Annotated in this window: 27 protein-coding genes; 16 read left to right on the top strand and 11 right to left on the bottom strand. The window is 64.5% G+C overall.

Features of this window, described 5'->3' with window-relative positions:
* Positions 1-2 precede the first annotated feature (2 nt).
* The 3 genes from CSQ99_RS06465 to CSQ99_RS06455 are packed head-to-tail and all read right to left on the bottom strand — an operon-like array spanning position 3 to position 2104.
* Positions 3-485: a tripartite tricarboxylate transporter TctB family protein gene (locus CSQ99_RS06465; RefSeq protein ID WP_245908767.1), complete on the bottom strand. Its 483-nt coding sequence runs from the start codon at positions 483-485 to the stop codon at positions 3-5.
* Between the two features lie 5 nt (positions 486-490).
* A complete protein-coding gene (locus CSQ99_RS06460; RefSeq protein ID WP_099038223.1) occupies positions 491-1045 on the bottom strand; it encodes a carboxymuconolactone decarboxylase family protein in 555 nt (184 codons plus the stop codon).
* A 54-nt stretch (positions 1046-1099) separates the two neighbouring features.
* The gene (locus CSQ99_RS06455; RefSeq protein WP_099038222.1) at positions 1100-2104 is read right to left on the bottom strand and encodes a Bug family tripartite tricarboxylate transporter substrate binding protein; all 1005 of its coding nucleotides are present in this window, start codon (positions 2102-2104) and stop codon (positions 1100-1102) included.
* 253 nt (positions 2105-2357) lie between these two features.
* Between CSQ99_RS06455 and CSQ99_RS06450 the strand changes: the two genes are divergently transcribed.
* Entirely contained in the window at positions 2358-3119 is a 762-nt protein-coding gene (locus tag CSQ99_RS06450; protein WP_099038221.1) for an SDR family NAD(P)-dependent oxidoreductase, read from the top strand.
* A gap of 3 nt (positions 3120-3122) precedes the next feature.
* Here the strand turns inward: CSQ99_RS06450 and CSQ99_RS06445 are convergent, their stop codons facing one another.
* From CSQ99_RS06445 to CSQ99_RS06425, 5 genes are read right to left on the bottom strand one after another with little or no spacing between them, the layout of a single operon-like run.
* On the bottom strand, positions 3123-3785 hold the full coding sequence (locus CSQ99_RS06445; protein WP_099038220.1) for a cyclase family protein: 663 nt from the start codon (positions 3783-3785) through the stop codon (positions 3123-3125).
* A 19-nt stretch (positions 3786-3804) separates the two neighbouring features.
* Positions 3805-5385 carry a tripartite tricarboxylate transporter permease gene (locus CSQ99_RS06440; protein ID WP_099038219.1) on the bottom strand — a complete coding sequence of 527 codons (1581 nt, stop codon included), beginning with the start codon at positions 5383-5385 and terminating at the stop codon, positions 3805-3807.
* Positions 5385-5969, bottom strand: a complete 585-nt coding sequence (locus tag CSQ99_RS06435; RefSeq protein ID WP_099038218.1) for a tripartite tricarboxylate transporter TctB family protein — start codon at positions 5967-5969, stop codon at positions 5385-5387. Before CSQ99_RS06435 ends, CSQ99_RS06440 begins: the two co-directional genes overlap by 1 nt.
* On the bottom strand, positions 5966-6979 hold the full coding sequence (locus CSQ99_RS06430) for a tripartite tricarboxylate transporter substrate binding protein (RefSeq protein ID WP_099038217.1): 1014 nt from the start codon (positions 6977-6979) through the stop codon (positions 5966-5968). Before CSQ99_RS06430 ends, CSQ99_RS06435 begins: the two co-directional genes overlap by 4 nt.
* A 54-nt stretch (positions 6980-7033) precedes the next feature.
* Positions 7034-8185 carry an acyl-CoA dehydrogenase family protein gene (locus CSQ99_RS06425; RefSeq protein WP_099038216.1) on the bottom strand — a complete coding sequence of 384 codons (1152 nt, stop codon included), beginning with the start codon at positions 8183-8185 and terminating at the stop codon, positions 7034-7036.
* Positions 8186-8394: 209 nt separating this feature from the next.
* Between CSQ99_RS06425 and CSQ99_RS06420 the strand changes: the two genes are divergently transcribed.
* The gene (locus CSQ99_RS06420; protein WP_099038215.1) at positions 8395-9186 is read left to right on the top strand and encodes an alpha/beta fold hydrolase; all 792 of its coding nucleotides are present in this window, start codon (positions 8395-8397) and stop codon (positions 9184-9186) included.
* Between the two features lie 7 nt (positions 9187-9193).
* On the opposite strand, the gene CSQ99_RS06415 is transcribed toward CSQ99_RS06420, so the two are convergent.
* On the bottom strand, positions 9194-10381 hold the full coding sequence (locus CSQ99_RS06415) for a CaiB/BaiF CoA transferase family protein (RefSeq protein ID WP_099038214.1): 1188 nt from the start codon (positions 10379-10381) through the stop codon (positions 9194-9196).
* A gap of 228 nt (positions 10382-10609) precedes the next feature.
* Here CSQ99_RS06415 and CSQ99_RS06410 point away from each other — a divergent pair, with 228 nt between their 5' ends.
* Genes CSQ99_RS06410 through CSQ99_RS06390 form a run of 5 tightly spaced genes read left to right on the top strand, consistent with a single transcriptional unit; the run spans position 10610 to position 15904 of the window.
* Positions 10610-11731, top strand: a complete 1122-nt coding sequence (locus tag CSQ99_RS06410) for a zinc-binding dehydrogenase (RefSeq protein ID WP_099038213.1) — start codon at positions 10610-10612, stop codon at positions 11729-11731.
* Between the two features lie 25 nt (positions 11732-11756).
* Positions 11757-12800, top strand: a complete 1044-nt coding sequence (locus CSQ99_RS06405) for a TIGR03617 family F420-dependent LLM class oxidoreductase (protein ID WP_099038212.1) — start codon at positions 11757-11759, stop codon at positions 12798-12800.
* Positions 12797-13963 (top strand): fumarylacetoacetate hydrolase family protein, encoded by a 1167-nt coding sequence (locus CSQ99_RS06400; protein WP_218014578.1) that lies wholly within the window; start codon positions 12797-12799, stop codon positions 13961-13963. Before CSQ99_RS06405 ends, CSQ99_RS06400 begins: the two co-directional genes overlap by 4 nt.
* Complete coding sequence (locus CSQ99_RS06395; protein ID WP_099038210.1) at positions 13960-14745, top strand: enoyl-CoA hydratase/isomerase family protein; 786 nt, start codon at positions 13960-13962, stop codon at positions 14743-14745. Before CSQ99_RS06400 ends, CSQ99_RS06395 begins: the two co-directional genes overlap by 4 nt.
* A 4-nt stretch (positions 14746-14749) precedes the next feature.
* Positions 14750-15904 carry a beta/alpha barrel domain-containing protein gene (locus CSQ99_RS06390; RefSeq protein ID WP_245908754.1) on the top strand — a complete coding sequence of 385 codons (1155 nt, stop codon included), beginning with the start codon at positions 14750-14752 and terminating at the stop codon, positions 15902-15904.
* 4 nt (positions 15905-15908) lie between these two features.
* Here the strand turns inward: CSQ99_RS06390 and CSQ99_RS06385 are convergent, their stop codons facing one another.
* Both CSQ99_RS06385 and CSQ99_RS06380 read right to left on the bottom strand, forming a co-directional pair.
* Positions 15909-17096, bottom strand: coding sequence for an MFS transporter (locus CSQ99_RS06385; RefSeq protein WP_099038208.1), 1188 nt, complete (start codon positions 17094-17096; stop codon positions 15909-15911).
* A gap of 28 nt (positions 17097-17124) precedes the next feature.
* A complete protein-coding gene (locus CSQ99_RS06380) occupies positions 17125-18390 on the bottom strand; it encodes a CaiB/BaiF CoA transferase family protein (protein WP_176560900.1) in 1266 nt (421 codons plus the stop codon).
* Between the two features lie 139 nt (positions 18391-18529).
* On the opposite strand from CSQ99_RS06380, the gene CSQ99_RS30915 reads away from it, so the two are divergent.
* The 9 genes from CSQ99_RS30915 (at position 18530) to CSQ99_RS06340 (ending at position 25925) form a co-directional block, all read left to right on the top strand.
* Positions 18530-18961 carry a DUF4286 family protein gene (locus tag CSQ99_RS30915; protein ID WP_176560899.1) on the top strand — a complete coding sequence of 144 codons (432 nt, stop codon included), beginning with the start codon at positions 18530-18532 and terminating at the stop codon, positions 18959-18961.
* Between the two features lie 162 nt (positions 18962-19123).
* Complete coding sequence (locus CSQ99_RS06375; RefSeq protein ID WP_099038206.1) at positions 19124-19606, top strand: MaoC family dehydratase; 483 nt, start codon at positions 19124-19126, stop codon at positions 19604-19606.
* Between the two features lie 138 nt (positions 19607-19744).
* Positions 19745-20767 carry a tripartite tricarboxylate transporter substrate binding protein gene (locus tag CSQ99_RS06370; RefSeq protein WP_099038205.1) on the top strand — a complete coding sequence of 341 codons (1023 nt, stop codon included), beginning with the start codon at positions 19745-19747 and terminating at the stop codon, positions 20765-20767.
* On the top strand, positions 20764-21345 hold the full coding sequence (locus tag CSQ99_RS06365) for a tripartite tricarboxylate transporter TctB family protein (protein ID WP_099038204.1): 582 nt from the start codon (positions 20764-20766) through the stop codon (positions 21343-21345). The genes CSQ99_RS06370 and CSQ99_RS06365 overlap by 4 nt, the downstream gene beginning before the upstream one ends.
* Before the next feature lie 4 nt (positions 21346-21349).
* Complete coding sequence (locus CSQ99_RS06360) at positions 21350-22846, top strand: tripartite tricarboxylate transporter permease (protein ID WP_099038203.1); 1497 nt, start codon at positions 21350-21352, stop codon at positions 22844-22846.
* 29 nt (positions 22847-22875) lie between these two features.
* On the top strand, positions 22876-23214 hold the full coding sequence (locus CSQ99_RS06355) for a DUF4286 family protein (RefSeq protein ID WP_099038202.1): 339 nt from the start codon (positions 22876-22878) through the stop codon (positions 23212-23214).
* A complete protein-coding gene (locus CSQ99_RS06350; protein WP_099038201.1) occupies positions 23211-23930 on the top strand; it encodes an alpha/beta fold hydrolase in 720 nt (239 codons plus the stop codon). The genes CSQ99_RS06355 and CSQ99_RS06350 overlap by 4 nt, the downstream gene beginning before the upstream one ends.
* The gene (locus CSQ99_RS06345) at positions 23927-24826 is read left to right on the top strand and encodes a cyclase family protein (protein WP_099038200.1); all 900 of its coding nucleotides are present in this window, start codon (positions 23927-23929) and stop codon (positions 24824-24826) included. Before CSQ99_RS06350 ends, CSQ99_RS06345 begins: the two co-directional genes overlap by 4 nt.
* A gap of 103 nt (positions 24827-24929) precedes the next feature.
* A complete protein-coding gene (locus CSQ99_RS06340; RefSeq protein ID WP_099038199.1) occupies positions 24930-25925 on the top strand; it encodes an alcohol dehydrogenase catalytic domain-containing protein in 996 nt (331 codons plus the stop codon).
* Positions 25926-25965 lie beyond the last annotated feature (40 nt).

Raw genomic sequence — 25965 nt, 5'->3', positions numbered from 1 at the left:
CCTCAGAATCCCCCGAAAAGGCCAACGGGAAGCCGGATCTGCAGCAACGAGATGAAAGCGAAAGAGATGCCCGCACCGAGTACGACGCCGTAGGCGACCGCACGCGCCCACGACAGACTGCTCAACAGCTTGATGATGGCGATGGCGTAGAGCGACGCCGCAATGTATTGCCCGAGGAAGGGAAGTAGCACGACGAACGTGATCGTTGCACCCAAGAACATCAACACGTTTCGCCGCTCTACCCCGGTCGGCAGGTCGATCTGGCCGCCCACCTCGCGGGAGACAGCAGCCTCGGCGATGACGAGGAGCGAGATGACGACCCACGCCATACCGACCGCGATCGGCCAGAGGCCCGGTCCGGGATGTTCGGCGGTTCCGCGTGGCATGCCGAGCGCCTGTATGAGGTAACCCAGCGCGACCATAAGGTTCGCTGCGCCGAAGATCATCCGTCCCCGCCGCTGAGGATCGCGCACGGCCGCCGTCATCGCGGTCACACTGGGCTCCGCAACGGAAACTTGTCCAGGTATTGCGCGTAATCGGGTTCCACGTCGATCTGCAGGGTTGCGAGCACCCGCACAACCATCGAGTAGAACGCCGCCACCACGACGAAATCGACCAATCGGGCCGGCGACATCCGCTCGGCGAGCCGATTCCAGAGGTCATCGGGAACAGCGGTCTCTTCGGTGAGCCTGGTGGTGGCCTCGAGAAGGTCTTGCTCCTCGTCGGTGAAATGCGTCGGCCGTCCCGCCGCCAGATCAATCAAGCCGTGCACGTCCTCGTCGGTCACCCCGAACTTGCGCCCGATCTCGATGTGGTGGCTGAACTCGTAGGAACTGTGGGTGAGGTAACCGACCTGCAGGATGACCAGCTCCCGCAGGCGCGGGTCGAGCTCACAGTCCCATCTGATCCACTCGCCAAGCGCATGGAATCTGGAAAAAGCTTCCGGCGAGTTCGCGAGCCCGCGGAACAGATTGATTGGCCGCGACAGCAATTCGCGATGTTCCTCGGGGAGTTCCTCAGCGGACCGGTAGGGAACGCGTGCCATGGAGGCTGCCTCTCGGTATGTGTATTTCGGGGTGAACAATCCGGTCAGGTCAGGTCAGCCTTGTCTGCCCTGTTCGACAAGCTCGATCGCGCGCTTGCTCGCCTCCGTTGTCGTCTTGATCCACTCGTCGAGGTCAGCACCTGACAATGGATCGGCGACGAATCCTGCTTCCTTGCACCACGCGGCCCATTCATCGCTAGCCGCCACTTCGCTGGCCTTCGCGACAATCTCGGTGCGCACGTCGTCAGGCAAGCCGGGTGCCGCCACCGTGATGTAGTCCGACGAGAACGGCACGTCAAAGCCGGCTTCGCTGAACGACACTGACCCGGGCAGGACCTCGTTGTACGCAGTGCCACCGGTGTGGGCGAGCGCGCGAAGCTCACCGCTGTCGATGAAGGACCGTTGTCCCGCGGCGGTCGGGATGGCAGCTTCGATGTCGCCGCCGAGGGTGGCCAGCACGGCTTCGCCTGCACCGCCGCTGAACGGCACGATATTGAGATCGATACCCGCCTGGTCCTCGAGGCTGACCATCGCGAACGTGTTGTTGGTGAGTTCACCGGTGGTTCCGACCCGGATCTGGCCAGGCCGCTGCTTGGCGTCGGCGATCAGATCATCAAGTGTCTTGTACGGGGAATTCGCAGCCACGACAAGCACGTTGGGGGCCTCCACCATCTTCACGATCGGCGTGTAGTCCTCGACCGTCTTGAAGGGCAGGTTCTGGTTCACGAGTGGTTGCACGATGACGCCGGTCGCCGAGCTGAGTCCGAGCGTCAACCCATTCGGTTCGGCCTGGATCACCCTGGTGAGACCGATCGTCTCGTCGCCGCCTGGCAGGTTCTCGACGACGGCGGTGCTGTGTACCGCGTCACCGAGCAGGCGGGAGAACTCTCGGCCGACGGGATCGGTCGAGCCGCCAGGGGCGTACGGAATGACGTAGGTGAACTGTTCGCCGCCGGGCCAAGCGCCTTCGCCACCACCCGGAGCGGCACACCCGGTAGCCAGTGCCATGGCGCTCAGCGCGATCGCCGCCAGAGATCGACGCCAGGTGGATTTGATCATCAACTGCGTCCTCCTTGAGGCCCGGTTATCGGTCGACTGCGCGTCGCGACCGATTTCTTACTACACGGACAACTAGTCCACCACATGGTGCAGATGGATGTCCAGGAAAAGTTGCGATGATCGCCACATCACGGCACGAGGTGTAATCCACGACACATCAAGGACCAGTTTATGCAAGGCTCCCGCGCGGGGGTGCGACAGGCTAGGCTATGTCCGTCATACGGACAATATGTCCATCTGATGAGGAGGGCTTGTGGAGGAGTTCGGCGAAAAGACTGTGCTGGTCACCGGCGCAAGCTCCGGAATCGGGGCGGCCGTGGCGACCGCCTTTGCCTCGGCGGGTGCGTCAGTGGCAGTGCACTACCACCGCAATGTCTCCGGTGCTGAAGCGGTTCTGGCCGCGATCGAGTCGGCCGGGGGGCGAGGCATGCTGGTAGGTGCTGACCTCATGACGCCGAACGGGGCGGACGACGTCGTCTCCGCGGCCGAGGCCGAGTTCGGCCCGATCGATGTCCTGGTCAACAACGCCGGCGACCTTGGCGGCCGGGAAAACGTCGCTGACGTGTCTGACTCCGCGTACGCGCACGTGATGGATCTCAATATGGGGACTGTCTTTCGCGCGTGCCGGCGCGTGGTGCCGTCGATGATCAAGGAGGGCGGCGGGGCGATAGTCAACATCAGCTCGATCGCCGCACGCAACGGCGGCGGGGGCCGGTCGGTGCTCTACGCCTCGGCAAAGGCGGCGGTGAGCACGTTTACCCGCGGGCTGGCGCGCGAGGTCGGCAGGCACGGGATCCGGGTCAACGCCGTGGCGCCCGGCGTGATCGACACCCCGTTTCACGACCGCCACTCGACGCCGAAGCGTCTCGAAGAGATCGCCTCGACCAATCCTCTTGGCCGCATCGGCACACCGCAGGACTGTGTCGGTCCGGTCATGTTCCTGGCGTCACCGGTGATGGGCGGTTACGTGACGGGCCAAGTGCTCGAGGTCAACGGAGGTGCACTGACCCCGTGAGGTCTAGGCGGCAGGCACGTCGTCGGTGAGCACGATCCTGGCGTGCCCGGCGTCGCCGCCGCGGACGATCAGCGGGAACGCATAGGCGAACACCCGTTGCCCGGAGAAGGTGCTCAAATCGGCGAGGTTCTCCGCGATCAGCACCTCATTTCCGAGCAGGATCTTGTGCACCGGATAGTCGAAACCGTCTTCGCGCCGGGCGTGTGGCAGGTCCGGCGTGATGAAGTCCACGGCAAGCAGTTTCACGCCGGTATCGACCAGCCATTGGGCGAGTTCCGGATCCAGGCTCGGATGGTCGTAGTAGCTTCGATCGAAAAATTTTGCGCCCCAGCCGGTATCGAGGAAGAGCATGTCGCCTGCTTTTAGCGCGGGGCCGCCGTCGAGCACATCGGAGACGCCGATCAGCTCACCAGGTTTGCGCCGTATCGCGGATACGACGGCCGGGCCGAGGAAACGGTCGGCGGGGATGTGGTCGATCGTCGCGCCGCCGGCTATCGCGTGCGAAGGCGCGTCGATGTGGGTCGCGGCGTGCGATGGAATTGTCAGCTCAGAGGTGTCCAATTGGGCGCCGTCGCTGATCCGCAAGTTCGGCTCGACACGCACCTCGGCCAGAGGTGCCGCCTTGGGCATGCCGGAATGGATCGGTTGGGATACGTCGAGCAGCACTACGGGTTCCTTCCGTGAATTATGTTGGGACGCTTGGCTTGGTCACTGTCCGACCTTGGCCGGCTCCTGGGCGGGTTCGCCTGGCCCGGCAGCGGGAGCGCCAGGCCCGGATCCGATACCAGCGCAGCGCCTTCACTGCGAGCGGTCCAACGACCACGAACAGGCTGATCACCACCAGCGCAAGTGAGATCGGGCGCTGCACGAACACCAACGGGTCGCCCCCGCCGATGTTGAGAGCGCGGCTGAGATTCTGCTCGACGAGGGGTCCTAGGACCATCGCCAGAATGGCGGTCGCGGCCGGGAAGCCGTAGCGGTCCATCAGGTAGCCGACGACGCCGAACGTAAACAGAAGGTAGAGATCGAACTGATCGAACCCAAGTGCGTACGTGCCCAGTACGCCAAGGGCCGCCACACCGGTGTACAGCAGGACCGGCGGCGTGCGCAGCAATCGGGCGAACACCCCAACCATCGGCAGATTGAGCACGAGAAGTGCGACGTTGCCGATGTAGAGGCTGGCGATGATCCCGTAGATCAGCACGGCGTTCGTCTGGAAAAGCTGTGGGCCCGGCTGCAAACCGTGCATCGTGAAGACAAAGAGAAGCAATGCCGTGGTCGCCGATCCAGGGATGCCGAGCGTGAACATCGGCACGAGCGCGCCGCCGACTCCGGCGTTGTTTGCGGCCTCGGGCCCGGCCACCCCCTCGATCGCTCCGTGGCCGAACTCGGCCTTGCGGTCCCTGCGGGCGACGCCCTTTTCGAGAATGTAGGACGCGTAGGACGCCAGCGACGGCCCGACGCCGGGGAGCACGCCCACGATGATGCCGAGCACAGATCCACGCGCCCACGGCCAGGACGACCGCCGCCAGTCCTCTTTGCTCATGGTGATGCGGCCGACGGGGCGAGGACGCTCATTCTGTCCGCGTCGTTGTGACAGGATCTTCAACGCCTCAGTGATCGCAAACAGCGCAATGGCCACGATGATGAAGTCGATGCCCCCACTGAGATGCAGGTTGCCACCGGTGTAGCGCGTCACTCCGCTGGCAGCATCCGTACCCACCGTCGACAACCAGAGCCCGAACAGTGCGGCGATGACCGCCTTGACGGTCGATCCGGTGGTGAGGGTCGCGACCAGCAACAGGGCCAGCAGCATTAGCAGGAAGTACTCGGCGGCGCCGAAAGAGATTGCGAGCCTGCCGAATAACGGCGACAGGAAGGTCAGGGCCACAATGGAGACGGTGCCGGCGAGGAAAGAACCGATCGCTGCGGTCATCAATGCCGGTCCGGCGCGGCCGCGCAGCGCCATCTCGTAGCCGTCGATCGTGGTGACGACTGAACCCGTGTCGCCGGGCGTACGCACCAGGATCGCGGTGGTGGAACTGCCGTACTGAGAGCCGAAGTAGACCCCGCACAACATGATCAGTCCACTCAGCGGCGTCATTCCGAACGTCAGCGGAAGCAGCAGCGCGACAGCGGTTATCGACCCCAGTCCCGGCAGAATTCCCACGATCGTCCCCACGAGTACGCCGACCAGAACCCACATGATGTTCTCTGCGGTCAGCGCGGCCGCGAAACCGTCGCCGAGAAGACCCAGCGTGTCCATCAGAGCAGTCCGCCCAGCGGCCCTGGTGGCAATAGGACGTTCAGCCCCTTGGTGAACCCGAGGTACACCACGATGCTGAATGTCGCGGCGAAGATGAGGTTGCGGGCCGGCTTCCTCGGTGCGAGCACCATTGTCAAGCCGGCCAGGAACAGAAATGTGGAGAGCGTATAGCCCAACCACACGAAGACGAGGATGTAGCCCAGAAGGAAGGAGAGCAGTATCCCGAGGGTCCGAGGATTCTGCGCCGGGCGACTCCGGGCCTGGGCTTCCTCCGCATCCTCCGGCCGCTTGTCGTCCGCGGTCGAACCCCCGTCTTCTTGGCCGGTTTTCGCAGAGCGGTGGCTGGGCACCAGCGCAGGGGCATTGCGCACCAGCAGGACCGTGCCCGCGACCGCCATCAGCAATCCGACGAACCAGGGGAAGTCCCTCGGCGACAGCACCGCGTTGGCGTAACTCGAGTCGGGGATTGCCAGTCCCCCGATGAGGATGACCGCGGCGAGTCCCAGGACCACCATGCCGCCGATGGCGTCTTCGCGCTTGGCTGCCCACTTGTGGCGACCATCGGCGTCGACGCGTTGGCTCACTGGATAACTCCGGTGGCCCGGTAGGCGTCCTCGATCTCCTTGTACGTCGAGTCGATGAGCTGCTGGAGTTGCTCATCGGTCTTGAAGTTGGTTTCCCATTGGTTGTTGTTCGCGGCCTCGGTCCACTGTTCGGTCTCGACCATTTCGCCGAGCGTGTCCTTCCAGTACGTCACCGCGTAATCGGGCATCTCCTTGGGACCGTAGATGCACCGCCAGTTCGCCAGGGTGACGTCGTAGCCCTCCTCGGTTGCAGTCGGAACGTTGGTGAACGGCTCCTGTTCGAAACGCTCGGGCCGAGTCACTGCGAGCGCGCGCAGCTCGCCGGATTCAATCTGTCCCTTGAACTCTGGTGTCCCTGCGACGCCCACCGCCAAGTCGCCGTTGAGCAGGCCGACGGTCTGCTCAGCTCCTGTCGGATATTCCACGAAGTTGTTCTTCGCCGGATCGCCGCCCGCCGCGAGCATCACGAGGTCGAATGCCGCGCGGTCCAGACTGCCGCCGCCGATCGGCACCGACTGGGGGTTGGCCTTGACGGCGTCGACCACGTCGGACAGTTTTTGGAACGGCGAATCGGCCGGCACGACGAACACGTAGTACTCGCTGATCAGCGACGCGATCGGGGTCACGTCGTGAAAGTTGTGCTGAGTATCGCCGCGCGCGTCGTTGTACATCGAGGCAGTCCCGCCGACCGAGATCACGTTGGCGTCTCCGGTGAGGTCGGTCGCCATCTGCGCCATCCATACCGACCCGTCGGCGCCCTCGCGGTTCTCGACGACGATCGGGGTCTTGACCAGGCCGGCCTTCTGGAGCGTGTCGAGCACCACCCTTGCGGTCGTGTCGTACCCGCCGCCGGCCGCGGCCGGGGCGATCAACTGGATCGGCCCACCGGGATAGTTATCGCCGGAACCTCCTGCCGTGGAACCGGACTCGCTGCCGCATCCGGCCAAGAGGTAGACCGCCATCAGCACAAGCGATGCGACCAGTGCGGGTAGTGGCTTTCGTACTTTCATGGGTCCTCCTGACCGGACGGTGTCTTCTTTGACGTTCAGTGCGGCCGGCGGCTCTTAGAAGCTCCGTGGCATCCCGAGAACGTGCTGGCTGAGATAGGAGAGGATGAGGCTGTTGGACCCGGGCGCGTTGAGGAAGAGTCGTGTTTCCCGGAACTTGCGCTCGACGCCGTTGGATCGCGCGAACGCGGCTCCCCCGTAGGTGGACATCGCGGCGTTGGCCGCCTCCCACGAAGCCTCCGACGACAGCAGCTTGGCCATGTTGGATTCGGGGCCGGGCTCCTCGCCGCGGTCGTACTTCTCGGCGGCACGAAAGCGCATCAGACTCGCGGCCTCGGTGGCGGCGTAGGCGTGCGCGATCGGGAACTGCACGCTTTGGTTCTGTCCAATGGGGCGCTCGAAGACCACGCGTTCGTTGGCATACTTCGTTGCGTGTTCGATGAGCCACCGTGCATCGCCGATCGCAGCGGATGACGCCGCGATCCGGTCTCCGTTCACTCCGCTGAGGATTTGGCGGAACGCCGCTCCTTCTTCGCCGATCAGGTTTTCGGCGGGGACCCGCAGATCGTCGAAATCGGCTTCGTTGGTTTCGATGTTCATCATCAGGGGCTTGGGCTTGAGGTGAAGCCCCTCGGCCGGCAGGTCCACCAGGAACGCAGACAGGCCGTGGGTCTTCTTATGGGCGTCCTCGAGCGGGGTGGTGCGCGCGATGGCGAGCATGAGGTCGGCATGCTGGGCGCGAGACAGCCAGTTCTTGTGGCCGTTGAGCACGTAGACGTCACCGTCGCGGTGCGCTGTCGTCGCGATCTTGGTGGTGTCCTGGCCGGCGGCCTCCTCGGTGAGGCCGAAGGCGAGAAAACGCAACTCGCCGGAGGCGATGCGCGGCAAATACCGCTGTTTGAGTTCCTCTGAGCCGTAACGCAACAGCATCGCGACGTTGTAGATCTGGGCATGACACGAGATCGCGTTGGCGCCAGATTTCGAGATCTCCTCAATGATGATTGCGGCCTCGTACATACCGAGCCCCTTGCCGCCGTATTCGCGGGGGATGAGGACGCCGAGCCAGCCGGACGCCAGCAGGGCTTTGAGGAATTCTTCGGGGTATTCCCGGCGGGTGTCTTTGTCTTGCCAGTACTCCTCGTCGAACTGTGCGCAGATCTCGCGGACCTCGGCCTGGATCGCCGCTTGCGTCGACGTCAGTTCTGCCACTGTTCCCTTTCCGGCGTCATCCAGCGGGGGCGACGCCGCGGTCGTTCGGAATATCGTTGTGTGGACATTCAGTCCACCACACGGACGTTTGTGTGTCTACACTTTGGTTTGATTCGGTGACATTGGGCCGAACCACATGGTGAAGCCCTATCAACGGAATTGGTGTCCACCTGGCGAGCGCCGCGCTTCGGCCAAACGAAGGGAATTCAATGAGGAGTCAGTCGGGCCGAGTGACGGTCCCGCTCGCTTACGACCGCACGGGCCCGGCCGGCGGCCCGGTCGTGGTGTTACTGCACTCCGTCGGCCTCGACCGGACGTTCTGGGCGCCGGTGGCCACGGCTCTCGAGCATCGTTACACCGCGGTGCGGGTGGATCTTCGCGGACACGGGGAGTCCCCGTCGCCGCCGGGTCCGTGGAGCCTGGAAGACCTAGCCGACGACGTGGCGGAGGTTCTGCGAAGCATGGGTGTGGAACGCGCCCATGTGGTGGGGCAGTCGTTCGGCGGATTGGTCGCCCAGCATCTGGCGATCCGGTATCCGGACATGGTCATGCGATTGGTGTTGTCTGGGACCTCTTGCACTACATCAGAATCCGAACGCTCGATGTTCCTCGAGCGGGCAGACCTCGCCGAGGCGCATGGCATGGAGCCGGTGGCGCGGGCCGCGATTGCACGGTGGTTCACCGATACCGGCATGAACCTTGCGGTCGTCAGGACCGCCCGCCAGCGGTTGCTCAGCAACGATCCCGATTCCTGGGCCAAGACCTTTCACGCCATCGCAGGACACAATGTGCTCGACAGTCTGCACGATGTCTACGCCCGCACGCTCGTCGTCACCGGCGACGCGGACGTCGCTACACCCCCGCACTTCGCCGCGGAAATGGCTGCCGCACTGCCGAATTCTGAGATGAAGATCCTCGATAATGTCCCCCACATGGGCTATCTCGAGCAACCGGCACTGATGGCCCGCACGATCCTCGATTTCCTCGACCGGGAAGCGTAGGCGGATCTCAGGCCGCGCCTTCCCGGTGCATCCTGCGGATTTCATCCGCGGAATATCCGATTTCACAAAGGATTTCATCGGTATCGGCGCCGAGGATCGGTGCAGCGCGACGGACCGAACCGGGAGTGTCGCTGAGTTTGACCGGTATCCCCAGACCCTTGAGGGTGCCTTCCACCGGATGGTCCATCTCGACGACCATCCCTCGCGCCGCGGTGTGCGGATCGGAGAAGACCTGGCCATAGTCGAGGATCGGGCCCACCGGGATCCCGGCGGCCAGCAGATGGTCCACCCAGTCCGCGACATCGCGTTCGACCAGCGTGAGCTCCAATTCCTCGGCGAGTTCACTCTGATGGGCCATGCGATCCATGTTCTCGGCGAAGCGCGGGTCCGCGGGCAGATCTTGACGTCCGAGGGCCTCACACAACTTTCGCCACAGGCGTTCATTGGCCGCGCATACGTTGATGTATCCGTCCTTGGCCCGCAGTGCTTGATTGGGGGCCGCGGTCCTGTTGGTCGAACCCAGCGGTTTGGGTACTCGGCCCAGGCCCCATAGCTCGGTGGATTCGAACACGGCCATCGCCACGGGCGCCTCGAAGATCGAGGTGTCGACGTATTGGCCGCGGCCGGTGCGTTCGCGCGCCACAACCGCGCAGACGACACCGTACGCACAAAACAGTCCGGCCGAGAGGTCGGCGATCGAAATCCCGACCTTGGCCGGGGGGCCTCCCGGCTCACCGGTAACGCTCATCAGCCCGGCCATCCCCTGGGCGATCAAATCGTGCGCCGGCCGAGCCGAATACGGGCCGTTCTGGCCGTAACCGGAGATGCTCGCGCAGATGATGCGGGGCTGTATCTCGCGCAATGCCTCGTAGTCGATGCCGAGCCGCTTGGCCACTCCCGGACGGAAATTCTCGATCACGATGTCGCTGCCTCGGACGAGGCGGTAGAAGGCGTCGCGACCGGCGTCGGTCTTGAGGTTCAACGTCAGGCTGCGCTTGTTGCGATTGACCGCGAGAAAGGCCGCGGTGTCGTCGCCCTTCATCGAGAACCCGAGCGCGCGTCTGGACTGATCGCCGGCTCCCGGAGGCTCGACCTTGATGACGTCGGCACCCATGTCGGCGAGCAGTTGACCGCAGAACGGCCCGGCCAATACCTGGGTCACGTCGAGAACTCGCAATCCGTGCAGGGCCGACATCGCCGCTACCTCCGTTTGTCGTCATGGGGTCTGTGGTCATGGTTCAGTGCGGGTCCGCCGGCCGGCCGCGCCGCGTGTCGAATCTCTGTGGACGTACGTTCCATCAGGCGGATGAGGTCGCCACCGATCTACGTGGTGCGCACCTAGGGTGCGTCCCATCTCCTGCTCATAGTATCTGTCAGTGGGCAAATTGTCTGCTGTGCGGTAATCTTCGGGAGGTTTGGACGGATGGAGACGGTCGTGACGACGGTGCGGGCAGCGGTGCTCGGGATGATTGGTAGCGACGTGGAGGTCCGCACGTACGACCCACCCAGCGCGCGAGAGGGTGCGGTTGTCGTCGATGTCTTGCATGCGGGAATCTGTGGTACCGACATCCACCTCCAGGACGGGCGACTATCGGTGCCGCTGCCGGTGATCCTCGGACACGAGGCCGTCGGGTTCGTACGCGAACTGGGCGCGGGCGTCGACGTCGACGCGACAGGCGCGCCACTGTCCGAGGGTGATTTGGTCGTCTGGGCGTCGAGCATCCCCTGCGGCCACTGCTACTACTGCGTGGCACTGACCGAGTACTCACTCTGCGAGCACCGTCGCATCTACGGCATCAACCAGTCAGCGCACGTGTGGCCCCAGCTGTCCGGCGGATGGGCCGAACGGATCTATCTTCAGCCCGGCACGGCGATTTTCCGTGTGCCCGAAACGGTCTCCGGCTTGGATGTGATCGCCCTGGGTTGTGCCGGTCCGACCATCGTGCACGGGCTGCTGGGGAAGGCCGAACCACGCACCGGCGAGTCAGTGGTGGTCCAAGGTGCCGGCCCGGTCGGTATGGCTGCGGCCATGTACGCGCGGTTGGCCGGTGCGGGAATCGTCGTGCTCGTCGGTGGACCATCGAGCCGGATCAAGGTCGCCGAGCAACTCGGCGTCTGCGACGTCGCCGTCGACCTCGACGAGTACAGAACCCCGGACGCGAGGTTGCAGGCTGTGTTGGACGCCGTCCCAGGGAGGCGGGGAGCCGATCTGGTGGTCGAGGCGACAGGGCATCCGAGCGCAGTTGCCGAGGGCATCGACATGGCCCGTCGCGGTGGGCGCTACCTCGTCGTCGGTCAATACACCGACCACGGCACCACGCCGATCAATCCACATATCGTGACGCGCAAGCAACTGGAAGTCCATGGCTCATGGGCTTTTTCGGCCGAACACTACGCACGCTACATCGCGACACTGCCTCAACTGACCGAGCGCTTCGACGTGGCCCGTTTGGTGACCGAATATCCGCTCGGACAGGTCAATCAGGCGCTCGCCGACATGCGCGCGGGCGTCTCCATCAAGTCGGTTCTCTCGCCGGCGCTATAGAAGTCGATCCGAGAAAGGAGAAAGCGTGAAGTTCGATGCCCGGCTCAGTTCGGAGGGGGCCGACGCGCTCGCAACCGCCAGCACCACCCGGTGGGCCGAGGAGATCGGCGTCGCGGGTCTGTGGACCGGTGAGAACAAACACGATGCTTTCCTGCCGTTGGCCGTTGCCGCCGACCACAGTTCCCGGCTCGAGCTCGGTACGGCGGTGGCCATCGCGTTCTCTCGCTCGCCCATGGTGATCGCTCAACTGGCGTGGGATCTTGCGCGCCGCTCGGATGGGCGGTTCCTGCTCGGACTCGGCACGCAGGTCAAGCCGCACGTAGAGCGGCGATTTTCGATGCCGTGGGACCGGCCGGTCGCTCGACTGCGCGACTACATCGCGGCGCTGCGTGCGATCTGGAGTGCGTTCCAGAACGGCGAAGCGCTGAAGTACGACGGCAGGTACTACCGCCACACACTGTTACCGCCCGTGTTCAACCCCGGCCCCATCGACCATCCGGTTATCCCGGTCTCGGTCGCGGGCGTGAGCCCGGGCCTCGTCAGGTTGGCGGGCGAAGTCTGCGACGGCCTGCACGTGCACCCGTTCCACAGCCCCGCCTACGTGCGTTCCGTCGTCGTCCCCGAAATTCAGCATGGGGCAGTGACGGGCGGCCGAGATGCTTCGAACGTCGAACTGTCCACCAGCGTCTTCGTCATCACCGGCGATACCCCAGCCGAGCGCGAGCGCCAACGAGACGCCGTCCGTTCACGTATCGCGTTCTACGCGTCGACCCCGGCATATCGCTTGGTGCTCGACATCCACGGCTGGGGCGCGGTCGGCGAGAAGTTGCACACCTTGTCGCGCGGTGGCCGGTGGGACGACATGTCAGCCTGTGTCTCGGAGGAGATGCTGGCCGCCTTCGCGATCGAGGCCGACCCGAGCGATGTCGGGCCGGCGCTGCGGACCCGGTACGACGGACTGCTCGACCGGGTGGCCCTCTTCGAGTTCATGCGTCCCGGTGAGCGTGACGACTTCTGGCGCGAGGTGGCGCGCACGTGCGGCGATCACCCCCAGGAGGCCAAGGCGTGACCTGTGTTGCCAAGGGGCGCAGCACTTCTGTTGGCCGGCTGCACGATCCCGAGGTCGGTGGTCCCTGTCTGGTAGCGGTGCGGGGCGACGTCGTCGTCGACATCACCGAGCATGGTCCCACCATGGCCGATCTGCTGGACCGCCGCGACGTCGTCGAGGTTGTGCGGAGCGCTCGCGGGTCGCGCGAGTGGCCACTGGAGGACGTGTGCATCGAACAGTCCGGAGACTCCGAGGCGTTCGTGCACCTACTGGCGCCGATCGACCTCCAGGTCATCAAGGCTGCGGGCGTCACGTTCGTGCGCAGCCTGCTGGAGCGCGTGGTCGAAGAAGCTGCCGGCGGCGACCCCCAGCGGGGGCGGGCAGTACGCGAGGAGATGACCGTGCTCATCGCAGGTCGCGTCGGAGATCTCACGCCGGGTACACCGGCCGCCGAACGACTCAAAGAAGCGCTCGTCGCGCAAGGACTGTGGTCGCAGTATCTGGAGGTCGGGATCGGACCCGACCCGGAGATCTTCACCAAGGCTCCGGTGTTGTCGGCGGTCGGCCACGGTGCTCAGGTCGGCGTGCTGGAGCGCTCGACGTGGAGCAACCCCGAGCCCGAGGTGGTGTTGGTCGCGAACTCGGGAGGCGCAGCGGTCGGCGCGACGCTCGGAAACGACGTGAATCATCGCGATCTCGAGGGACGCAGTGCACTTCTACTGGCACAGGCCAAGGACGCCAACGCCTCCTGCGCGATCGGTCCATTCATCCGACTCTTCGACGGCGACTTCGGACTCGACCACGTTCGCCGCCTCGACGTCAGGCTTCACGTTGAAGGCAGCGACGGTTTCGAATTGACCGAAGTGAGCTCGATGGCAGAGATCAGCCGCGATCCCGAGGAACTGCTCGCGCGGACGTGCGGACGCCATCACCAGTATCCCGACGGGTTCGTTCTGTTCACGGGCACGATGTTCGCGCCGGTGGCCGACCGCGACCGCGTCGGGGAAGGTTTCACCCACCACGTCGGTGATCGGGTGACGATCAGCTGCCCTCGATTGGGGACGTTGACCAACACGGTAACGACGTCTGAGCTGGCGCCGGCGTGGTCGACCGGAATCCGGGCACTCATGGCGAACCTCAGCAACAGAAACCTAGTCAAGATGACGGAAAGGAGCAGAACATGAGCGCGTCAGACGAAGTTCTCGTAGAGATACGAGAGCACGTTCAGTACGTCACCATCAACCGGCCGGAGCGACGAAATGCGTTGAGCCTCAATGTAACGGCAGCGCTGGTCGACGCGTTTGCCGCGGCGGAGGAAAACTCGGACGTCTGGGCGGTCGTGCTCACCGGAGCGGGAGACAAGGCGTTCTGCGCCGGTGCCGACCTGAAGGAGTTCGACGAGATCGCGGAGTCGGGCAAGCAGATCCCGGTGCCCATGATGGGGCCGCGGCGCAATCTCTACGAGACTGTGCTGGAAACCTACAAGCCGACCATCGCGGTACTCAACGGTCCCGCGGTCGCCGGCGGCTGTGAACTCGCGTTGGCGTGCGATCTGCGGATCGCCGCCGACCACGCGGTGCTGGGAATGCCGGAGGCGAAGCGCGGCATGGGGGCGAACTTCGCCACTGTTGTTCTGCCCCGGCTGATTCCGCGTGCGGTCGCGCTCGAGATGCTCTACACGGGCGACAACATCAGTGCCGAGGACGCCTTGAACTGGGGCCTGTATAACCGCGTCGTCCCGGCAGACACGTTGAGTGAGCAGGCGGAGAAGCTGGTCCGCCAGATCGTGGCGAACGCGCCGCTCACGCTGCGACGCTACAAGGAGATGATGACCAAGGGCTGGGAGTTGCCGGTGCAGTCTGCGCTGAGGCTCAACGTCGGGCCCAACCCCTACCTCACCGAGGACCGCCAGGAAGGAATCCGGGCATACCTGGAGAAGCGCGCCCCAGTTTGGAAGGGGCGCTGAGTAAATGAGCCAAATGCCGCACCTTGCCATTGGGCCGGAAGGGATGCCCGCTGTAGCCCTCGTGGAGGAAGGGATGCGCGAGGGACTGCAGATCGAGAATCCCGACATCAAAGTGGCCGACCGCATCAGGCTCCTCGAGGCGCTGTCCGATACCGGTCTGAAGCGAATCGTCGCCGGCAGCTTCGTCAGCCCCAAATGGACGCCGCAGATGGCGAAGATAGACGAGGTGATCGAGGGGTTCACCCCCCGCCCCGATGTCATCTACACGGCGTTGGCCCTCAACGAGAAGGGGGTCGAACGGCGTGCGAGATACATTCCGCCGCTGTCGCTGGACGACGGTCTGCCGTCGACCAACGTTCACGTCTGCGATGTGTTCGCGCAGCGAAACACCAATCGCTCGCGGGAGCAGGAGATCGCTTCCTGGCCAGGTCGCATAGCGGCTGCCGTCGTGGCTGGTGCGACCGAGGCGCAGGTCGGGATCGGCGCCGCATGGGGCTCCAATTGGCTGGGTCGGTTTTCCCACGAGGAGCGCATGGACCTGCTGGCGCGTCAGGTGGCGATGTGGGAAGCCGCAGGTGTCACGGTGACGAAGGTATCCCTCGCCGACCCGATGGGGTGGAACGTTCCGCACGAGGTCGAGCAGGACCTGCGGGGAATCATGAGCCGCTGGCCGACGGTACAGAAGTTCCACCTACACCTGCACAACACTCGAGGCGTCGCCCCCATCTCGATTTACGCGGCCTTGCGAACGCTCGACCAACGGCACACCGCCATCGTCGACGCGAGCATCGGTGGCATGGCGGGGTGTCCGTACTGCGGCAACGGTCGCGCCGCGACGCTGACCCCGACCGAGGACCTGGTCCACCTGCTCGACAGCTTGGGATATGCGACCGGTGTCGATCTCGATCGACTGATCGAGGTGGTGGTGCTCGCGGAGGAGATCGTCGGGCATCCGCTGTACGGTCACGTGTCGAAGGCCGGCGCCCGGCCGCGTACCGACCAGCTCTACGCGATGGACATGCCGTTCATCGAAACGCTCGAGCAGGCACAGCATTTCCGGCTCGGTCGATCCGCATGGGAGGGCGCGCTCTCACCATGGAAGGAGCCGATCCGCTCGCCAGCACGGGACGCTGTCGCGTCCGCCGAGCGTTCCGACTGAGAGATCACCGGGCCACACTTCGGGCAAGTAGCCGACGGCCCTGCAGCATGAACACCGCGCCGAGTGCCAGGGCGGCAGCCGCGCCGACCCAGGCTCCGGTATAGGACGCAATCGACACCGTCACGCCGAACAGGGCCGGCCCGGTCGCCGAGCCCATACCCATCACGCTTTGCACCACACCCGTAGCGGCGGCGGGAAATTCCGGATGATTGTGTACGACGGCGAAGGCGAACAATCCGTTCCACGCCCAGCCCAGCCCGAACGCCAGCGAGGCCCCCAGGACCAGAAGCCAGGGTCTGCTGTGGGCGACGGCCAGGAGGACGAAACCCAGGGAGCCGGCCATCATCATGATCGCGACGACGCGCAGGTGCCTGCGACCGCGGCGGTCGGCAATCCACCCGGTGATCAACCGGGACGCCAGGCACACGATGCTGCCGGTCGCGAGGAGTTGCCCCGCCTGCGTCTGGGTCAGTCCGGCTGAGACCGCGTAGACCACGAGGAAGCCGCCGATGCTCGCGGTCGCGACGCACCCGAGTCCCGCACCTACTGCGAGCATCATCAATGGTGGTTGTGCGCGGAGCCGCGGTGAGGTCGGCTCGGGGCCGCGCCGGAACAGCGCCAGCGGCGCGTCGACGAATGGCGATCTACGACGTTCGACCACTACCGCCGCGAGGAACACCAGGCCGATCACAGCGCATGACGCGAATGCCCAGCGCCAGCCGTTCACACCGAGAAACAGCGGCGTGGTGATGCCGACGAGCAGGGTAGTCAGCGGGAGGGCGGCCTGCTTGAGTCCGAACGCAGTGCCGCGGCGGTGCAGCGCCACCGTCTGGGCAAGTGTCAGGCCGGCGCTGGGCTGAGTGAACGCGAAAGCGACGGCGCCGACAACAAGGAAACCCGCCAGCGTCTCGAGATTGGGCGCCAGGCTCATGCCGGCGAACGACACGATCAACAGGATCGCCACCACGATGTTCGTGCGCCGCCAGCCGATATGTTCGACGGCATGGCCCGCTGGCACCGCGAAAAGACCTGCAGCAGCGAAGAATATCGCGGCTGTTGCACCAAGGCGGAGCGCGCCGAATCCCAGATCAGCTCCGATCGACGGTGCCAACCCGGTGAACACCCAGATGGGCAGATTGCTCAGCGCGGTGACGGCGACCGCGAAGGTCGTCGGCAAAGCCCCGGTCACCATGCGGTGCAGGGAGCGGGTTGCCGCCGCATCAGGTCGACGACGGTGCGTTGGCGACGGATTCAATTTGTCCGGCGGCTCCCACGACCCGCTCGCCGATCAGGTGGGCAATCTCGTCCTCTCCGCGACCGAGCTCACGCAGGATGGCCACCGTGTCGGAACCGAGTGGGGGAGGTGTGCGCCGCGTGGGCACTCGCTGGCCGTCCCACTGTAATGGCAGAGCAATGTCCTTGTACCCCTTGATCTCCGGGTTCGCGGCTGGACGCACCATACGCAGATGCTCGACCTGGGGGTCGGCGATCACTTCGTCGAGCGTCCGGATCGGCGATGAGGGCACCCCCGCGTCCTGTAGGACGGTCACCCAGTGCTCGACCGTGCGGGATTGCAGTGTGGCGGTGAGATCTTCGGCGAGTTGCGCGCGATTTCGAACTCGGTCCGGGTTGTCCCGATAGCGTGGGTCGGCGATGAGCTCAGACCGTCCGATCGCATGACATAGTTTCTCCCACAACGGATTATTACCTGCGGCGATCATGATGTAGCCGTCGCTGGCCGGTAAGGCCTCGTATGGAGCATTCATCGATGTTCCCGACCCGTGCCGGTGCGGGAGCGTGCCCGACGCCATGTACGCCTGCAGTTGGTAAGGGATCCAGCTGATGGCGGTCTCGAGCAACGACGTCTCGACCAACTGACCCCGCCCGGTGTCTCGACGGTTCATCAGCGCACCGAGGATGCCGATCGCTCCCCACATGCCCATACCCATGTCGTTGATCGACGTGCCGACCCGGATCGGCGGCCGCGGCGGTTCGCCTTCGACAGTCCGTTCGCCGGTGATACTCATGAGGCCGGCGTAGGCCTGCATCAGCGGGTCGTATCCCGGTCGCGCGGACATCGGTCCGCTGTCTCCGAACGCCGTCATCGAGCAGTAGATGAGACGGGGCGCGAGGGCGTGCACCGCCTCGTATCCGAAGCCGAGCTTGTCAAGAGCGCCCGCGCGGAGGTTGTGCACAAGAACATCGGCCGATTCGATCAATCTCCACAGGATCTCCTTGCCCGCAGGGTTTTTCAGATCGACGGCCAGGCTGCGCTTGTTGCGGTTGAGGGCCAGGAACGTGCACCCGTACTCCCCCCAGTAGGGGGGTGCCCAGTCGCGGGCGTCATCGCCGCCGGCGGGCTTCTCGACCTTGATCACATCGGCACCGAGGTCGCCGAGGATCATCGAGCAGTACGGCCCGGCCGCGCTCTGGGTGATGTCGATGACGCGATGTCCGTCCAGCGGTCCCTTCATGGGCGGGTTCATAGCGGCTGTGTCTCCTTCGGTAGCCGTACGCGCGACCCCGAGTTGCGACAACAAGGTCCCAATCTGCTCGCATTCAGATAGTCTCGCTGTACGGACATTAAGTCCACCATGTAGTGAGCCTAATTGTCCAGTGCAAAGTGTGGCGCGGGATGGGCTCGCCGGCGCCGGAAAGGACATCGTGAATCCAAGCCAAGTGAATCCAAGCCAATTCGACGCTGCGCACCCCGCTGACCGCCGCGGTCTGCTGGTCGTCATGTGCGAACCCGACGACGCAGACGAAGAGCTGCTCAACAGGTGGTACGACGACGAACACCTTGCCGAGCGGGTAGCGATCCCCGGCATCCTCTCTGCGCGCCGCTACGTCGCGGTCGAGGGCCAACCCAAGTACCTCGCGATGTATGAACTCGACACACCCGCGGTCGTTCAGGACGAGCCCTACCTGGAGAAAAAGCGGCACCCGACGGAGCTGACCCGGTCGGTCGAGGCGCGCGTGCCGATGGCCCGCTTCGTCTACGCGGAGATCACCCCCCAATCGGCCGGTGGCCCAGGTCCGTTGGCCTCGGAGGCCTAGTTCGGCAGTGTGATCGCCGTCTCTTCTTTTTGAGTGAAGTCCTAGACATCTGTTATTCCGTGTGGTGAACTTTATGTCTGAACAATGAGAATTATGGTCAGTACTTCACCGCACCGCAGACCACCGTCGCGGTACACGAAGAGGTCAGGCGAGAGAGGGCATATGGCTGTCAAGCAGAGTTGGATCGGCAACTTCTTCGAGGATTTCGAGATCGGCGACATGTTCCGGCATCCGGTCGGGCGCACCGTCACCGAGACGGAGAACATCTGGTTCACGCTGCTCACCTGCAACGTCAACCCGAACCACATCAACGCCGAATATTCGAAGAAGACCGAGTTCGGTCAGTACCTGTTCAACAGCGGTATGACGCTCGCCATCATCAACGGGCTGACGGTCGGCGACATCAGCGAAAACGCGGTGGCCAACCTCGGGTTCGACGAGGTGCGCCTGCCTGCACCCGTGTTCGTCGGGGACACCTTGTACGCCGAATCCACGGTGACCGACAAGCGGCCGTCCAAGAGTCGGCCTTATGCCGGCATCGTCAGTGTGAGTACCAGGGGTTTCAAACAGGACGGGACCACCGTCATCACCTACAAGCGCAACGCGATGATCTACACCCGCGAAGGATCCCCCCGATTCAAGTGAGCACCGAATGCGCCACCGTCGGTGAAGGACAGGTGCGCCCGTTCCCACTCAGACGAGCGGCCCGAAACCCCGGACCGGTCACGGCGCGCGTGTGCGCCGCCAACTCGCCCAAAGAGGTGCGACAGCAAGGAGTGTGCGATGAACGCGATGAATGAGGTCACCAAGTCCCACCGGTCTCGTACCGGCGCGGTAATCCTGGTCACGTCAGCCCTCGTGCTGTCGGCGTGTAGTGGCGGCAACAACGCCGGTGACTCCGAAGGTGACGGCGGCAGTTGGAAGCCGGACGGGCAGATCACCATGATCTCGGCCTTCGGCTCGGGCGGCGGTACCGACAAGGTGGCGCGCGCCATGCTCGAGGGCCTTGAAGCCTGCGATGAGGGGGTAACCGGCAACATCGAGTACCACGAGGGTGGCAGCGGCGTTATCGGCTACTCCCACTTCCAGCAGCAGCGTGGCGACACCACTGTGATGGCCACCACCACCGAACTCACCACGCTGCCCATGTTCGTCGACACATCCTTCACCTGGGAGGCGTACACGCCGATCGCCCACATCGCCGACGACCAGGTCAGCCTCGCGGTTCCGGCCAACTCACCCATGCAGTCGCTACGAGACCTGGTGGAAGCGGCGAAGACTCGCAATGTGACCATCGGCGTCGTCGGTCTGTCCGGACCCGACAATGTCGCTCGGGCGTTGCTGGAGAAACAGGGCGGCGTCAAGTTCGAACCCGTGATCTTCGACGGTGGCGGTGAAACCACGTCCGCGCTGCTGGGCAACGACATTGACGCCGCCATCGGCGGTGCCGGGGACATCGTCGGGCAGGTGGAGTCGGGCGACGTCCGGGGTCTGGCCATCTTCGGTCCGGAGCGCTACACCAGTGGCGTCATGGCCGAGGTCCCCACGGCAAAGGAGCAGGGGTACGACATCGCGTTCACCCAGTGGCGTGGCCTTCTCGGTACCGGCGATATGTCCGACGAGGCGCGCGACTGGTACGCCGACTGCATGGAGAAGTGGCAGGACACTCCGTCGTATCAGAACTACCTCGAAAGCGCGTTGACCACCCAAGCCTATTCGGGACCAAGCGAATTCAGCGACATGCTCAAAGAGCAGGACGAAACGGTTCACCAGGTGCTGGAGGAGAGCGGGGCCTTCGGTCAATGAGCAAGTCCGTCGGGGCCTGGCTCCCGGGAGGCATCGTCACCCTCCTGGGACTGGGGTTCACAGTAGGTGGACTGGCCTACGGGCTGACTGACGACGGACGAATGGCACCAGGACTGATGCCGACAGTCATGGGAGTCGGGATCGTGGTCTTCGGCGTCCTCCTGGTGGTGTCAGACCTCCGGTCGGTGTCGCAAAACAAGGATGGCCCTATTGGCGACACAGCCGAGGTGGCTGCGCGAATGCCGGTCAGGGTCGGGGGAAGCGACGTGCCCGCGTCCCCCGACCCCTCGGTGGTCGCCGGCACCGAAGAAGCGGACCTCGCGGAGCGCGAGGCGAAACATCCACTGAGACCGTGGTTCATCTTCGCGGCAATGGTCGGATCGCTACTTCTCGCGCCCTACGCCGGCCTCATCCCGGCACTCGTGCTTGGTGGGTTCGTGATGATGAAGTTTGTCGAGCGGGAATCCTGGGTCGCCTCGGTGTCGGTGTCGGCGCTGCTGCTCGTCGCGTCGTGGTTCATTTTCGACGACTTCCTCGAGGTAAATCTGCCATGGGGCGTGTTCGCGGGGGTGATGTAGAGGTATGTGGGATCACGTCCTCACCGGATTTCAAACCGCGCTCACACCGCACAATCTGCTGTTCTGCCTGATCGGGGTCGTACTCGGCACCATCATCGGGCTGTTACCGGGGCTCGGTTCTGCGACCGGTGTCGCGCTGTTGATGCCGTTGACGCTCGGAATGGAACCAGTGACCGCGCTGATCATGCTCGCGGGTCTCTATTACGGCACTCAGTACGGCGGCACGATCAGTTCGATTCTGGTGTCCACGCCGGGTGAGGCGTCGACCGTCGTGACAACCTTCGACGGCTACCAGATGGCCCGGCGTGGGAGAGCCGGTCAGGCGCTCGCGATCGCAGCCATCGGATCTTTCATTGCCGGCACGATCACCATCGTGCTGCTGATGACGGCGGCCCCCGTCTTCGCGAGGTACGCGGTGAAGTTCGGGCCTCCGGAGATGGTCGCCCTGGTGATGCTCGGCCTCGCGGGGGTCGTCGGCTTTGCCCAGGGTTCTGCGGTGTTCAAAGGCCTCGCGATGGGCTTTGTGGGTATTGCCCTGTCGACGGTGGGGCTCGACCCCCAGTCAGGGGTGCCACGGTTCACGTTCGGCAGTATTGAACTTCTCGGCGGCATTGGCTTCGTCGCCGTCGTGATCGGTGTGTTCGCGTTATCGGAGGTGATGGGACAGGCCCGGCTGGAGCGCAGGGAACCCATCCGAACGCGACTGCGCGATCTGCTGCTGTCCCGCGACGATCTGCGTCGATCGGCCGGACCGATCGCCCGCGGCACATTCGTGGGCTTCTTTCTCGGGATCTTGCCGGGGTCCGGCGCGACGATTGCGTCGTTCATCTCCTACGACTTGGAGAAGCGCATCTCGAAGCGCAAGAACGAGTTTGGGAAGGGCGCCATCGAAGGTGTAGCTGGCCCGGAGGCCTCGAACAATGCCGCGGTCAACGGGGCATTTGTGCCGACGCTCGCGCTGGGCATCCCTGGTTCGGGTACCACCGCAGTGCTGTTGGGTGCATTCATTCTGTTCGGCATTCAACCCGGTCCGCTCCTGATGGAGAAGGAGGCGCCGCTGGTATGGGGTCTGCTTGCATCGTTCTACATCGGCAACGTCCTGCTGCTGATTCTGAACCTACCGATGGCGCCGATGTTCGCGTCGATCCTGCGACTGCGGTACTCGTTGCTGTACCCGATCATCATTGTGGCGAGCCTGCTGGGCGCCTATGCCATCGAGCAGCGCATGTGGGGTGCCTGGATCGCGGTGGCTGCCGCGTTCGTCGGATTCTTCATGGCGCGGTACGGCTTTCCCGCCGCGCCCCTGATCCTTGGGCTGATCCTTGGACCAATGCTGGAGGCCAATTTGAATCGGACTTCGTCGATGGGCAGTGGCGATTGGACGATCTTTCTGCACCGCCCGATTGCCCTGGTCGTTTTCGGTATTGCAGCGGCAATCCTGATCCTTCCCAGCGTCATTGGACGCAAGACGGGCGTACGCACGGGGGTGCTTGTCGAATGAGTCCGCCAACGCAAGGCAAAGGAGCTGACATGGGTATCAGTCGCGGGTCGGGACTGCTGTTTGTGATGATCGATATCGAGCCGGAGTTCGAAGAAGAGTTCAACCGGTGGTACGAGGAGGAGCATCTGCCGGAGCGGCTCGCCTGCGAGGGCTTCTTCAACGGCAGGAGGTTTCAGGCGCTCGAGGGTGGACCCAAGTACCTCGCGACCTACGAACTTGAGACACCGGACGTGCTGGACGGTCCTGCCTATCAGCGGCTCATCCCGCCGACGGAGTGGACCCGCCGGGTCAGCGCGCATTTCACCAGCCATCTTCGCAACGTGTACCGGGACATCACGCCGGCGAAGCTGCAGAGCACCGACCAATGACTGCGCCGCCCGTCCTCGTCCTCCACGCGGCAGGCCTCGACGCGGCATGCGGCGATCTTCTCGGGATCGAACACACGATCACAGCGACCTTGCCCGGCCATGGTGGTCGGCGGCGACAGCGGCCGGGTATGACGTTGTGCGACATGGCCGACGAGGTCGCCGGATGGGTACGTTCGCCGGTCGATGTCGTGGGGTTGTCCATGGGCGGGATGGTCGCCCAGCACCTTGCGCTGGATCACCCAGACCTGGTTCGGTCACTCGTTCTGGCGTGCACCACGGCGCAGACGCCCACAGCGGTTCTGTTGGAGCGCGCGGATGCCACCGAAGCCCAACCAACGGCGACGATGGTCGCGACCACTCTCGAGCGATGGTTCACCGCCGAGTTTCTTTCCCGTGCAGAGGAACCCGAGGCGTTGGCCTATGCCCGTCGGTGTCTGCGCAGCATCGACGCCAGCTCATTCGCGGATATCTGGCGGGCAATCGCGCATCACGACGTTTTGGATCGACTTTGTGAAATTGACGTGCCGACAACCTGTTTGGCAGGAACGCGCGACGTTTCCACCCCGCCGAAGGAATTGGCCACGTTGGCCGAGCGTCTACCCAATTCCCGCTATGTCGAGATGGACGGGCCCCACATGGCCCCGTTGGAGCGTCCAGATGAGTTCCGGCGTTACGTGCAAGAACATCTGGACTGGGTCGAACGGTCGAGTCCATGACCGATGACGAACTCCGAACTTATCTGCGTGACCACCGAAATTGGCATCGCTGGGGGGCTTCCGACCAGCGCGGCGCCGTCAACCTGATCACGGCTGAAAAGCGCGTTGCGGCAAGCAGGTTGGTGCGATCGGGCCGAACGGTATCGTTGTCCCGGGCCGTACCGACACAACCGGCGCCGAACAACCGCACGCCGGCGATGCTGTACATGGAGCGCGTCGGGCACGCGGCGGGCGGGGGAGCCGCCAAGGACTTTCAAGGTATGGCCTATCACGGCCAGAGCGCCACACATATCGACGCGCTCTGCCACGTGTGGGACTCCGACGGCCTGTGGGGCGGCCGAGATCCGGACCGAGAGATCTCGCTCTCGGGTGCCCGGTGGGGTTCCATCGAGCACTGGCGCGACGGCATCTACACGCGAGGATTCTTGATCGACGTCCCTCTTCATCGCGGCGTGGGCTACGTCGAGCAGGATGATCCGGTCACATGGGACGAACTCGAGGCGATCTGCCGCGCGCAAGGTATCGAGCCGGGACCCGGGGACGCGGTGGCAATCTTCTGCGGACGCGGCGCCTACGAGAACGACCACGGTCCGTGGTCGGCTGACGCCACGCGGCGTCCCGGTCTCGACGCCGGATGCGTGCGGTTCTTCCGTGAGCGCGACATCGCGGTGGTGTTGTGGGACATGTTCGACACGGCGCCCAACCGGGATGGGCTTTCGTTCGGAGTCCACTCGGTGATCCACGCGTTCGGCGTCGCCGCGATCGACTCACCGCTGCTGGAACCTCTGGTGAAAGTGAGCCGCGAAGAAGGTCGCCGCGACTTTCTCCTGACGGTGAACCCTCTGGTCGTCACGGGTGCGACGGGGTGTCTGGTTAATCCGGTCGCGGTGTTCTGAAGGAGTGGTGCGAGAGATGTCCAACGCGCAAGCCTATTGCACTATAGTTCCATTGAACGGACGTAGAGTCCGCTAAACGAGATTTAAGAGTGGAAGGTCGGACATGCGGGCTGTCGTCATCGAGGCGCCGACGGTGGTGCAGATCGCCGAGTTGCCGGATCCCGAGCCTGGCGCGGGTGACGTCGTCGTCGAGGTGGCGCTCACCGGGGTGTGCGGGACCGATATTCACATGCTCGACGGCGACTTCGCCACGGCGCGATTCCCGATCGTGCCCGGCCACGAGGTGACGGGCACGGTGGTGGCCCGAGGCACCGGGGTCGTGTCGCCGCGAGTGGGCGAGCGGGTCGTTGTCGACCCGGGTGTTCCGTGTATGACTTGCCTGCTGTGTCGCCGGGGGCGGCCTAACCTCTGCGAACACCGCAACGCGGTCGGTATCACTCTCAACGGCGGAGCGGCCGATCGGGTCTTGGTGGCCGCACGCAATTGCCACGTCATCCCGGATTCGGTGTCCTCGACCGCGGCCGTGCTCGCCGAACCGCTCGCATGCGTGCTCCATGCGTTCGACATGGTGCCCAGAACGTCGGGCCGACGGGTCCTCATATACGGCGCGGGCCCCGTCGGGCTGCTTGCGGTGCAGGTGGCGGGCTACCTGGGAGCGCACTCGGTCGACACGGTCGACCTCGACGCGGACCGTCGGGCGGTCGCCCAGAAGCTCGGCGCCTCGAAGGTGTTCGGTCCCTCGGACCTCGGTGAGGAGGATGACTGGGACCTCGTCATCGACGCATCGGGCGCGCCCACGGCGATCGAGGACGGCCTCGGGCGCCTGCAGCGAGGCGGGACGTTTCTCCAGCTCGGCGTGGCGCCGGGCGACGCCGTCGTTCCGCTGTCGCCCTACCAGGTCTTCGCTCGGGAACTGACAATCGTCGGGAGTATGACGACGCGGCACACCTTCCCCGGCGCCCTGCGACTTCTGGAGAGCGGGACAATCACGAGCGAGTTGATTGTGGAAGAACCCGTTCCGTTGTCTCATTATGCAAAGGCCGTAGACACGGTCCGCGGGCGCAATGCCCTGAAGGTGGTCGTGGGCCCGGGCGTTTGATGCCAGGGTTCATGCCAAAAGGTTTCGAGAGCAGGGGGCA

This window comes from Mycobacterium neglectum, from assembly GCF_002591975.1.
Classification (GTDB): Bacteria; Actinomycetota; Actinomycetes; order Mycobacteriales; family Mycobacteriaceae; genus Mycobacterium; species Mycobacterium neglectum.
Note: the sequence above shows the minus strand (reverse complement) of the source record. Positions and strands in the feature narration are given on the sequence as shown.